The organism is Virgibacillus sp. W0181, assembly GCF_051846915.1.
In the GTDB taxonomy this organism is placed as follows: Bacteria; Bacillota; Bacilli; order Bacillales; family Amphibacillaceae; genus JBPYCR01.
On record NZ_JBPYCR010000057.1, the window covers coordinates 1 to 12039 of the forward strand.

The 12039-nt window shown below is 37.0% G+C and carries 14 protein-coding genes; 11 read left to right on the forward strand and 3 right to left on the reverse strand.

The window, feature by feature from the left end:
• Positions 1-329 precede the first annotated feature (329 nt).
• Positions 330-2015 carry an acetate--CoA ligase gene (acsA, locus tag ACLIBG_RS15095; RefSeq protein WP_439313602.1) on the forward strand — a complete coding sequence of 562 codons (1686 nt, stop codon included), beginning with the start codon at positions 330-332 and terminating at the stop codon, positions 2013-2015.
• A gap of 336 nt (positions 2016-2351) precedes the next feature.
• On the opposite strand, the gene ACLIBG_RS15100 is transcribed toward acsA, so the two are convergent.
• Positions 2352-4067 carry a SulP family inorganic anion transporter gene (locus ACLIBG_RS15100; protein ID WP_439313590.1) on the reverse strand — a complete coding sequence of 572 codons (1716 nt, stop codon included), beginning with the start codon at positions 4065-4067 and terminating at the stop codon, positions 2352-2354.
• 218 nt (positions 4068-4285) lie between these two features.
• A complete protein-coding gene (locus ACLIBG_RS15105) occupies positions 4286-5044 on the reverse strand; it encodes a glycoside hydrolase domain-containing protein (RefSeq protein ID WP_439313591.1) in 759 nt (252 codons plus the stop codon).
• A 196-nt stretch (positions 5045-5240) separates the two neighbouring features.
• On the opposite strand from ACLIBG_RS15105, the gene ACLIBG_RS15110 reads away from it, so the two are divergent.
• The 10 genes from ACLIBG_RS15110 to ACLIBG_RS15155 all read left to right on the forward strand — a co-directional run bounded on the left by ACLIBG_RS15110 (position 5241) and on the right by ACLIBG_RS15155 (position 11605).
• Positions 5241-5414, forward strand: a complete 174-nt coding sequence (locus ACLIBG_RS15110; protein WP_439313592.1) for a hypothetical protein — start codon at positions 5241-5243, stop codon at positions 5412-5414.
• 72 nt (positions 5415-5486) lie between these two features.
• Complete coding sequence (locus tag ACLIBG_RS15115; RefSeq protein WP_439313593.1) at positions 5487-6266, forward strand: TatD family hydrolase; 780 nt, start codon at positions 5487-5489, stop codon at positions 6264-6266.
• 38 nt (positions 6267-6304) lie between these two features.
• Entirely contained in the window at positions 6305-6844 is a 540-nt protein-coding gene (locus tag ACLIBG_RS15120) for a hydrolase (protein ID WP_439313594.1), read from the forward strand.
• A gap of 399 nt (positions 6845-7243) precedes the next feature.
• Positions 7244-7663: a YwqH-like family protein gene (locus ACLIBG_RS15125; protein WP_439313595.1), complete on the forward strand. Its 420-nt coding sequence runs from the start codon at positions 7244-7246 to the stop codon at positions 7661-7663.
• The gene (locus ACLIBG_RS15130) at positions 7664-7945 is read left to right on the forward strand and encodes a DUF5344 family protein (RefSeq protein WP_439313596.1); all 282 of its coding nucleotides are present in this window, start codon (positions 7664-7666) and stop codon (positions 7943-7945) included.
• Between the two features lie 47 nt (positions 7946-7992).
• The gene (locus ACLIBG_RS15135) at positions 7993-9681 is read left to right on the forward strand and encodes a ribonuclease YeeF family protein (protein ID WP_439313597.1); all 1689 of its coding nucleotides are present in this window, start codon (positions 7993-7995) and stop codon (positions 9679-9681) included.
• Positions 9682-9713: 32 nt separating this feature from the next.
• Positions 9714-10019 (forward strand): DUF4176 domain-containing protein, encoded by a 306-nt coding sequence (locus ACLIBG_RS15140; protein WP_439313598.1) that lies wholly within the window; start codon positions 9714-9716, stop codon positions 10017-10019.
• Between the two features lie 2 nt (positions 10020-10021).
• Positions 10022-10330, forward strand: coding sequence for a hypothetical protein (locus ACLIBG_RS15145; protein WP_439313599.1), 309 nt, complete (start codon positions 10022-10024; stop codon positions 10328-10330).
• A 21-nt stretch (positions 10331-10351) separates the two neighbouring features.
• Positions 10352-10966 (forward strand): hypothetical protein, encoded by a 615-nt coding sequence (locus ACLIBG_RS15150; protein ID WP_439313600.1) that lies wholly within the window; start codon positions 10352-10354, stop codon positions 10964-10966.
• Positions 10967-11311: 345 nt separating this feature from the next.
• Positions 11312-11605 (forward strand): WXG100 family type VII secretion target, encoded by a 294-nt coding sequence (locus tag ACLIBG_RS15155; protein ID WP_439313603.1) that lies wholly within the window; start codon positions 11312-11314, stop codon positions 11603-11605.
• Positions 11606-11749: 144 nt separating this feature from the next.
• Here the strand turns inward: ACLIBG_RS15155 and ACLIBG_RS15160 are convergent.
• Positions 11750-12039 (reverse strand): transposase (locus tag ACLIBG_RS15160; protein WP_439313601.1); only part of this gene is annotated, 290 nt, incomplete at its 5' end.

A 12039-nucleotide genomic window follows, 5' to 3' on the forward strand; every position in this document is an offset into this window, starting at 1 on the left:
AAAATTAATAGGGCTTATCCATTTACCAAATGAAGATTTTCGTGTATTCTTGTCCATATCTGTTATCCTTTGTAATGGGATTTGGACAGGAACCACCTGTCTCTCCATTATAAAGGATTTTTTATTGGAGAAAAAGTAAATTACTGATCATTGGGAATATTGGTAATTATTTGTTTTAATTAATGCAACGCTAGTGAAATAACTTATTTCTTGGAATACCTTTAGCAATAAGCTAAGTTTTCTAATAAAAGTGAGTAGCAAGATAACTACTCCATGTAGGGGGAGATCATGTGAGCAAATCAGTTGCCCGAGCTACAAACAAATTCAATATGCCTTGTTATGATGCGGCACGTGAAGATTTTTCATGGAAACAAGTAGAACAAGGATTTTCTTGGTATGATACAGGAAGAGTGAATATGGCGTATGAAGCGATTGATCGTCATGCAGAATCATGGAGGAAAAATAAAGTAGCATTATATTACAATGATAATGTACGGGACGAAAAATATACGTTTCAGGATATGAAATATTTGTCTAATCAATTTGGCAATGTATTAAAAGGTCTTGGTGTGCAAAAAGGAGATCGTGTATTTTTATTTATGCCAAGAAGTCCCGAAGTTTACATTAGTGTCATGGGCATTTTAAAAATCGGTGCAATTGCAGGTCCTTTATTTGAAGCGTTTATGGAACAAGCGGTTCATGATCGACTTGAAAACAGTGAAGCGACAACGTTGATAACAACTAAGGAGTTATTACAAAGAGTACCTTATTCTAAGTTACCTAAATTAAAAAATATTATCCTCGGTGGTAAAGATGATCTCCCTCCGAGGAGTGCTGGTACGACATTTTATAGCTTCGAACGAGAAATGGAGCAGGCCTCGGATGAACTAAAGATCGAATGGGTCGATCGTGAAGATCCAATGATATTACATTATACTTCCGGTTCGACCGGAAGGCCAAAAGGTGTACTTCATGTGCATAATGCGATGATCCATCATTATCAAACCGCAAAATGGATACTTGATTTAAGAGAAGATGATCTATACTGGTGTACTGCAGATCCTGGGTGGGTAACAGGTACATCCTACGGAATCTTTGGTCCGTGGTTAAACGGCGCTTCCAACTTAGTTCGTGGTGGCCGCTTTAGCGCAGATGATTGGTACAAAACAATTGAAAAATATCGCGTTACTGTTTGGTTAAGTGCACCAACAGCCTTTCGTAAACTAATGTCCATTGGAGAAGAAGAAATAAATAAATACGATCTTACCTCTTTAAGACATATATTGAGTGTCGGTGAGCCATTAAATGCCGAGGTAATTCATTGGGGGAAAAGAGCGTATGGATTGGATATTCATGATCATTGGTGGATGACTGAAACAGGTGGTATATTAATTTCAAATTACCCGTCCTTACCAATTAAACCAGGATCGATGGGTAAGCCATTTCCAGGGATAGAAGTTGCAATTATGGATGAGGATGGAAAAGAGGTTCCTCGAGGAGAAATGGGTTCTTTATGTATTAAATCTGGGTGGCCTGCAATGATGCGAACAATTTGGAAAAATGAAGAGCGCTTGCAAGAATATTTTGCACTGCCGGGATGGTATATGTCAGGTGACCTTGCAATAATGGACGAAGAAGGGTACATTTGGTTTCAAGGAAGAGATGACGATGTTATTATGACCTCCGGTGAGCGAGTAGGACCTTTCGAAGTAGAAAGTAAGCTTGTGGAACATCCCTCTGTTGCAGAAGCGGCAGTTATAGGTAAACCTGATCCCGTAAGAGGTGAAATTGTTAAAGCATTTGTTGCACTGAGAGCAGATACTTCTAAAACAAAGGAGCTGGAAAAGGAGCTTCGAGTATTCGTAAAAGAAAGGCTTGCCGCTCATGCTGCCCCGAGAGAAATAGAAGTTCGAGAATTCTTACCAAAAACAAGAAGTGGTAAAATTATGCGCCGAGTGTTAAAGGCTTGGGAACTTGATCTGCCTACAGGTGATCTATCTACAATGGAAAAATAAAACGTATTAACAAAGAATAAAATTAAAAGTACATATAAGAATAGTAGTTTAAAATATGAAAGCAAAGAAGTATAAATAAATGCATATAAATAAATTGTATCAATAAAAAAGTTCTTCTTTAACTTTAAAGAAGAACTTTTTAAATTAATCAGTGACTGAATTTCTAATTAGTTTTATTTACTACGAAATTAATGGGCTGTCATGCTCCTCTATACACGAAATATGTTAACCCGAGGGGTCAAGAAGTACAGGCTTAAAACAGTCGCATCGTGTAACAACGTCTGTATGACACGTTTCCTACTAGTCTAAAACCTACTTATTATGAGTGAGTTAGGATCATGATGAATGACCATTTATTTTTTTATAAACTTGACAGCTTGTTGTGCCGTCTTTAGAACAAACAGGACATTTATTTACGTTGATTATACTTATAGCATAATCGATAGCGTCTGTTGTGTTCTCAAAAAAGTGATCTTTTCCGATTCTGTCATATAGACCAGTCTTTTTCAGCATGTTCAACGGGTCTTCTTGCAATTCGGAAATAAGTACAATTCCTTTCTTTTTCTGAAAGTCTTCTACGAGCGATGCTAGGTTTGCTTCACCTGTTACGTCAATCAACGACACATGCCGCATTTTCAAAATTAATACAGCCGGTCGTTTATTAATCGAACGTGTAATCATCTTTTCAAATCGGTCAGCAGCCCCGAAAAACAAAGGACCATGAACGGTGTAACTTGCAATTTTAGGACAGCGGTAATCACTGTCGCCGTTCCCGGCAATGCCATTTGCAAATCTATCAGGTATTATTTTTTCCACTTCCACCATACCACTGATCCGTTTAATAAATGAAATCATAGCCAAAAGTAATCCGATTGGAACAGCAATCGTTAAATTAACAAAAACAGTTAGTAAAAACGTAGTTACAAGAACGAGGGAATCACCTGTCCGTAGTTTTAGTATATGCCAGAAAGATTTATATTCACTCATATTGAAAGCAACGACCATTAAGATTGGTGCCATGCTTGCTAAAGGAATGTGCGATGCAAATGGAGCAAATAACAATAAAGTAAGCAAAACAAACACGCTCTGAAAAATACCCGAAAACGGACTTACTGCCCCACTTTTAATATTTGTCGCAGTTCGGGCAATTGCACCAGTCGCGGGTATCCCACCAAAAAATGGCGTTACTATATTTGCCAGCCCTTGTCCAAATAATTCCCGATTGGAGCGGTGCTGTTTGCCCGTCATTCCGTCGGCAACAACTGCCGATAACAATGATTCGATGCCACCAAGCATAGCAATGACAAATGCAGGCTGCCATAAATAAACGATCTTCTCCCACGTTACAGCTGGGATTTGGATTGGTGGGAGCGACTGGGATATTCCGCCAAAAGCAGTCCCGATTGTTGCCATTTTATCCGGGAAAAATAGGATGGATATAATGGTCGGAATGATAAGCGCTACTAGTAACACCGGAATTCTCGGAAAAATTTTGGGGATAAAGATAATAATGAATAGTCCAGTAAATGCAATCATAATGCTGTAAATATTTATTGTCGATAGGTTGGACAAGATTTGCATCATATTTTGGTGAAAATATTCTTTTTTCTCGATGCCGGCGAGTCCGAAGAAGTTTTCAAGTTGCCCCGAAAAGATGATTACGGCTATTCCGGATGTAAAGCCGATGGTGACCGATCTTGGAATAAATTTTATTAAGCTTCCTACTTTAAAGAAACTCATTAAGATAAGCATAATTCCTGCTAAAAATCCAGCAATTAGTAAGTCTTCATATCCGTATTGTAGGACAATGGCTAATAATATAGGGATAAAAGCTCCCGTTGGTCCAGCAATTTGAAAGCGCGAACCACCAAATAAAGCAACAAGAAGCCCCGCGATAATTGTTGTATATAATCCGTATTCCGGTTTTACTCCAGATGCAATTGCAAAAGCCATCCCAAGTGGAATTGCAACAACACCAACGGTAACACCTGCAATTAAATCTTTTTTCACATCTGCTCCGGTTAAGCCGCGAAAGCGATTCTCTTTATACAACGTTTCCAATCACTCCTTCATCGTTTATCCACGGTTAAATCGCAGTTACCTGTACACCCAATGTAAAATCAACGGGTTGCGGTAACTGCGGATAGAATAACATTTACTTATAACATTTATTATTTAAACACTATTTACATTATACCATAAAATGTTTGCGAATGGACACTTTATAAGGGGGGAATAGAAAAATAATGAGCGATGATTAATTTAAATATTTACCACATATATTGTTTAATTTTTCCATCAAATAAATTTGTATCAATATTACAGGCTTCTGCTTCTATTGCATATTGCCATCCATACAATAAAGCATCGGAAGGGCCTTGTGGATTGAAGTCAGGAGCGTTTTCTTTCGTTGTTATTTCGGCTTGTGGAAATGCCGTCCAAACGACCGTATTATTCTGCGCTTCTTCATTCATATTGTTGAAAGCATCCAGCAATGAACTAGCCTCATCGAAAACACCATATACAGCTGGTTCATAATTTGAATCTGTCACGGTATCATACCAGCCTTCCATAAATGCTGTGTCTACAGGATAACTCGGTTCAATATCGGCGAATATAGCAACGCCTTCTGGTATATCTAGATCAGCAGCAAACTGAATAGCCTGTTCTGCTTCCTTTACTCCCTTTTCATAACCGGTTGCATCTGTAAAATGGTTGTATATAACGAGAATCTCAACATCCTTATTATGAAGTAATTCCACTTCCTGTTGGTCTAGGCCTTTCGAGACATTTTCTTTATCCCCTAAATATCGCCCCCATATGGCGGGCTGTCCAAAATTATCCTCAACACATTGATACAGCGCTTCATCCGTATAGCTGGCAGAATCAACTCCCCAATAAATAGTATTCTCTTCTTTGGGCGTCTCTTCCTCAGGTTTTACTGGTTGATTATTCTCTTGATAAGCATAAAGGCCAGCCAGTAAAATTGAAAAAATACCAATAAACAGGAGTATTCTATATAGGTTCATATTACCACCTCCTCGATATGCATTACATTATATGAAGCAAAGAGTATCGAGTGCGGGCAGTCACCTCGGTTTTATTACATGTTTTTCATTCAATTGAAATTTCTTATTAAAAAACTTACAATTATATTAAGAAGCGATTGAATATTCTTATCATTGATTGTTTCAATAAAACGTCCTACTAGGAGAGATGTGAACCGTGTCAACATTTGTACCAATAGGAATGATTACAAGCTTGCTGTTTATTGCTGTTATTTTCTTTGTTGCTTATCTTGTTATCCAAGCCGCCGTAAGAAACGGAATTGATAGCTCCGAGTTAGGAAAGCAGCTAAAGCAAAAGATAATAAATGATCGTTCAGACGATGAAAATTAATAACCGAACAGTATAGAAAGGAAAATGAATGCTTAAAGCTTTGGTAGGGGTAGGGAGAAGGAGGTTAAAAAGTTGATTAATCCGATTATTGATGCACATATACACTTGCCGCTCTATAAACAAGTTGACCGTCATCTTATTATAGACCAGCTGAAGACTTATAATATCGATGCACTCATAAGTGTTTCGAACGATCTTCCTTCCGCCCAAACGAATGCATCGCTTGCACAAATGAATGCAAAAATAAAACCTGCTTTTGGGTTTCATCCGGAACAGCCTCTTCCCAGCGATGAACAACTGAATCACCTCCTTCGCTTTATTACTGAAGAACAAGCAACAATGACAGCTATTGGCGAAGTTGGACTTCCGTATTATTCAAAAAAAGAAAACAATAACCTGCAAGTAGAACCTTATATTGAATTGCTTGAACTATTTATAAAGCAAACAGTATTCTTGGGAAAACCGATTGTTCTTCACGCAGTTTACGAAGATGCCCCGATTGTGTGTAATCTGCTTGAAAAATATTCGGTGAAAAAAGCTCATTTTCATTGGTTTAAAGGAGATAAACGAACGATCGACCGGTTAATTGAAAATGATTACTACATTTCTGTAACACCTGATATTTTATATAAAGAAAGAACACGCGAATTAGTCCGCCGGTTCCCTCTTACTAAACTGATGGCCGAAACAGATGGTCCGTGGCCTTTTGAAGGTGTATTTTCAAACAATCTAACCCATCCAAAAATGGTTCACGATATAATAAAAGAGATTGCATTAATTAAAGACTTAAATGTTAATAAGGTGTACCAGATCATCTATGAAAACACAAATCAATTTTACAATTTAGTCTAATGATTAATTGTTACGAATAAATCAGGGAAGGTGAAAACATGTTAAATAAAGATCAAACGGTATTTGTATTAGTTGACGTTCAAGGAAAACTGGCTCATATTATGCATGAAAGCAAAGAATTACTAGGAAATCTGGGCAAGCTTATCCAAGGCTTGCGCAAACTTGATATCCCGATCATTTGGCTGGAGCAATATCCGCAAGGTCTGGGACCTACTGCGGATGAAGTGAAGCAATATTTAACCGACCTTGAACCAATTGCAAAAATGACCTTCAGTGCATATAAAAATGAACAATTTCAAGAGGCCTTTAATGAACTAGGTAGGAATCAAGTATTAGTTGCGGGCATCGAATCGCATATATGTGTATATCAAACAGCAAAGGATTTAAAGGAGCATGGGCATGACGTACAAATCGTAAAAGACGCAATCTCTTCGCGAACATTGGAAAGTAAACAATTAGGTGTTGATAAAATGAAATCCTATGGAATTACGGAAACAAACGTGGAGATGGCTTTATTTGAATTAATGGAAACAGCGGAGCATCCGGAGTTTAAAGCAATAAGCAAATTGATTAAATGAAAATGAAACATATATTCATTATTCACCAAGTTTCAAACAAAATCCCAGTAAATCCAAGTATAAACTCACTAATTCACTTATTAATAACTTCCAAGTATTTCCGTCCTACAGTAATCGGTAAGGTTTAACTATTTCTGGGCCTATGAGTTGAAATCTGTATATTTATGGAAAAATTTAATGAAAGTAGTGTTTCAACAGCGAAAGATAAAAGCTTAAGACTTATAAAAATCGGTCGAACTAAATTCGTGGTTCTTTATACCAGTTATAGTAACGAGTTTACAGGGTAAATGGTAGCTTTTACTCTTAATATCAACCATTTAATACGGTAAAATAGACAACATTATATGTATTGTTTTAAATTTACAATCTGGGGTATTAATGGTAACAGAGGTGAGGTATATGGATAGTTTACACATTATAAATGGGGAAATTTCTGTTCTTCAAAGCTCCATCCATTCATTAAACGTGCAGGCTGAGCAAAAAAGGGAAGAACTTGAACGACTAGAAAGAGTGTTTAGAAATCTAGAGCGATGTCAAAATGAGCTTCAACAACATGAGCAACTTTGTCTATCCCCAGAACTCACCCCCAATAGTTGGCACGGCCAATTGGCTGCTGACTTTCAGAATCTTAGAAAGAGTCTTTTACAAATGAGCTATCAAGCACTGACGAATAACCAGCTTGAAGATAGTTTGTCAAAAATAGCTGCAAAAATAGAATCTCTTAAACAAACAATTATTAATTTGGAAGCTTCCATATCAACTAGCAACTCAAGACTTTATGGGTTATATGCCGATCGAAGAAGGGAGTTAATGAGTTAAGTGAGTGATGCAATTAAAGTAGTACAATCGGATACAGAGCGCGCGTTGGCGGAATTAAAAGCTTCTGTACAAGAGCTTAATGTAAATGAAAATGTTGCAGTACAAGATGATAATAGGTTAACAATGGTTAATGCTTTGAATGAGATGAACGAGACATTAGCAAGGGTCTTAAATACATATCAATCATTACTTACAAATAATGAAGAGGCAACAAGGAAAGCTGTTGATTCTTTAGTGCAAACAGATCAAAATGTTGCATCTGGGATAAGACTACTTAAATAGTACGACGTTTCGTTGAACATGGAATAACGGGTAAGGGGGGTGGCTTTGTGAAAGTACTGAATGTGGATGGGGTCGAACATGGGATTGATCGGACAAGAGTTCATCTGGAAACAATCAGTGAGCAAATACATAACGTAAAAAAATCCATTAATAATATTATATCACTTGAAGATTCCTTGACTGGGAAAGGCGGCAATGCCATTCGTTCTTTTTACGCTAATTGTCATATGCCTTTCTTGACATATTTTGAAAAGTTTATTTCCAATTATACAGAGGTCTTAAACGGGATATTACAGGCTGTTTATTCATTTGAACCTGATCAATCCGGTTTTGTTCGTGAGCAATTTATAGAAGATGATTTGAGACAGGGTTTGACGAAATTATTATCGACAGTCCAAAGCATCACGAATGATGCTAATAGTGACATACGCAGTGTTCAGGATCTCGTATCTGTTTCATCACTCAATGACAGTGAAGTTGTTTCCAGTGTTAATCTTTTAAGAAATCAATCACAGGAGACGATAAACCAGCTGCATCAACTGGATCAATCGCAAACTAATGCACTAGACGCTATGCAACAGGATATATCAACGATAGAAAGTTATCTTTCACAAATACAGACAATGTTTACGAATGGATCGATATCGATCAGGAATTTTAACGTATCCGTTTTGAATGATCTTGAATCATATAATACTATTTTGAAAGACGCGAATCCACTACAATATGCAACGAATAAGTTAAGGGAAGTGTTAACGGAACACGGGCCATTTCTCGCAATGTTGGTTCCATATGCATTATTTCCAATTACATACAGAGGAACAACAAGGTCAGATGGAGCATTCTCGGAACGTGAAATTAATTCAATGCTGAAAAAAGGAGAATTTCAATCACTTGGGATAGACCCAGTGAATGAACAAGAGCTTGTTGCCATAGAAAACTACTTACAAACTTATTTCGTTGATAAAACGAATGCTGACCAAGTAAATTATTTGGATAATTGGATAATTCCTAATGGAAAATATGCAACGAGTAAACTTACGCACCTGCAATCGATAGAGGAAGCCCCCAATAATGTCTGTTATGCTCCGAAGACGAGTAACCCGGAGGATAGTTATATAATCGCTGGTGATACCGTAGAATCTACTGAAAACTTTTCGGTTACTGGTGGTGCAGGCTGGTACAACAACGATTGGATGGGACTTGATGACTTCAGCGAAAGTGGTCAGGTCGGTGGAGGAAGTGAATTTAGCCTTGTTCATGGTGGTATGGATTATGATTCAGATATTATAGATGCCAACATGAATACAGATATATTAAAAGGATCCGTTGAAACAAGAGTTGGTGGTGAATCAGTATTTGGTTTAAATTTGCCGTTACCATTGGCAAAAGCAGAAGCAAAAGCATATACAATTGATGGTCGCTACCAGTTTGATAGAAACATGCCTTATCTTGGTGATTGGATTGGCGGTACTGGTTATGAGGCAAAAGGAAGTGCTGGAAACGCACAGGCATACGCCGGTTTCGACAAAGGATCCGTTGGTGTGGCAGCAAAAGTATCCTTAGCGGAAGGTGAAGTATCCCAAATAATAGGTATCCCATTTACCAATACGGATGTTAAAGTAACCTTAGGTGGATCTGCCGGAAGTGTCGGTGGAGAAGCGAAAATTGGAAAAGAAACTATGCTTGATTTACGAGCGTTATTTGGTATCAAACTTGGCATAAGTTTTGAATAGAACGATTTAGGTGATAAAAGGAGGGGCAAAAGATGGATGAGCAAATTAATGATTTACATATCGAAATAGGGGATGTACTTCTACCGATTGGTACAGTTGTAAAATTGAACTTTGTCGAACAGGCAGTTATGATTTACGGACGAAAACAAAAGCAGGCAAACAAAGAAGAAATATGGGATTACGTAGGATGCCCTTATCCACAAGGGCATATTTCGGAAGATACAAATGTATTCTTCCACCAAGACCAGATAGTGGATGTTATTTTTAAAGGCTTTGAATCAAAAGGTGAAATTACGATGCGCAATAAACTTAAAGAAATTTTTCAAGAGGACAATTAATTATGAAATTCGTGATAGCCCCTTTCACAGATACTATAAGCGAATTGAAATTAGTAAAAGATTTAAGTCAACAAGTAGAGGAAAATGAAAAATCGAAGGTAAAAAGATTCGTTTATTTTAATATTTTATTTTTTGTTATTTATATTATTTTGTATCTTTCTGCTGTATTGTACTTGTTCATTGGATTATTCATTAGTCCAATAGGCTTTATTCCGTTATTAACGACGGTAATAACAATTGTTATTGCAAGGGCTCTACAAATAAAGGTTTATCCAAAACTGAAAGAAAATTACTTTAAAAACATATCGTAAGCTATAGAAAGGGTTTTAAATGTGAGGTTTTTAATACCGTTTTTATTGGCAGCTGTTATCCTTAGCGGTTGTTCAAGCATGATGCAAAACTCTGATAAGGATAAGGGAGAAGCAATTATTAAATTTATTAATGAAGATGTACAAGAAGCGAATGACTACCAAGAGGAATCCGCCAATATACTAAATTCATTAATATTAAGCAATCAGGAAGAAGCAACAATTCATGACAAATTAAAAAGTGAGGCAATACCAAAAGCTGAAAAAGCAGTGGATATTGTAAAAGACATTGATATACCAATTAGTGAACTTGAAGAACCTCATACTTTATTGGAAACTGCGATCACCGACTTTGCCGGAGCGTTGGAGCTAGTTGCAGAAGTTATGGTAAGCAACGATGCGGCAGTAGAAAAGAAAGCCGATAAAAAGTTTCAATCCTATGAACAGTCACTGGAAAAATACCATTCGTCAATTGCGGAAGTTGCAAAAGAATTTGGTATTGAGTATGAAAAAAGTGGTTTGGAAAATAGTACTTCGTTGCCAACAGATGTGAACGAAAGTAATTCGGGAACGTCCCCCGGGCAACAAGCTGTGATTACATTTATTAATGAAGATGTCTCTAGCTTTTCGAGTAAGTAAAGTAAGGCATTTCAAGCACTAGAGAACGTAGTCGGCGATAACTACACCGATGATCAAACGGTTTACAATGCACTGATAGAAAAAGTAATACCAATGTCTAAGGAAGTTGTGACTGCGGTTAAAGAAATTGAACCAGAAATAGAAGAATTGGAAGCTGCAAAAATGATGCTAGTTGATGCGACAGAATTAACTGTGGAAAGCTTTCAATTACGAGCAAAAGCAATTAAAAACCAGGATGAGGAACTGATGAAAAAGTCTGATGAAAAGTACACAGAGTACTACGAAATCATGCAGAATTACCATTCTGAAATGAGCCAAATTGCAACAAATAAGGAGGGAATGTATATGTCCGGAATGATTCGTTTAAGCCCTCAAGAACTAAGAGATGTAGCAAGAAGATATGGCGTAGAAAGCAGTAACGTTTCCAATATTATTGGCAACCTTGATGGACTCCGCGATCATTTAAACCAGATTTGGGAAGGTAACTCTAAAGAGGCTTTTATAGGTCAATATGAAGAGTTACGAGTTTCTTTTGTCCGCATGGTTGAGTTGCTTGAAGAAGTAAACATGCAGTTAAATACAACAGCCCAAACATTGGAAGATACAGATACTCAAATTGCCGGCCAAATTCGTGGGTAATAAACATAAGAATGAATAAATTAAACAATAGTGCCGCACGTATTTTACTTGCCGGCACTATTTTCGGCTCTTTGTCAAATAGTGTTGGTGGCTGAATTAAGGTCGCTGAAATATTAATGATTCGGGATCTGTTTATCTTGCCGCTTAAGCGGCAGGATAAACAGATTCTTTTTGTTGGTTTACAATTGCTCTTAACTTGAAATGAAGCATAATTCTATTTTTAAAGTTATTAAAGTTTTGGTAGCCATATGCAACTCGATTTAATACTTTGATTTTATTATTAATGCCTTCAATTCTACCATTACTGTACGGATGTGAAAGACTGTTCTCTATAAAAGGCAAGTGTTTTTGTAGTGTTTTTACGCTTGTTCTCATATAGCGTGAGATTGTACTTAAGTTAACCGTCGATAATATGTCTTCGAGTGTCTTGAAGT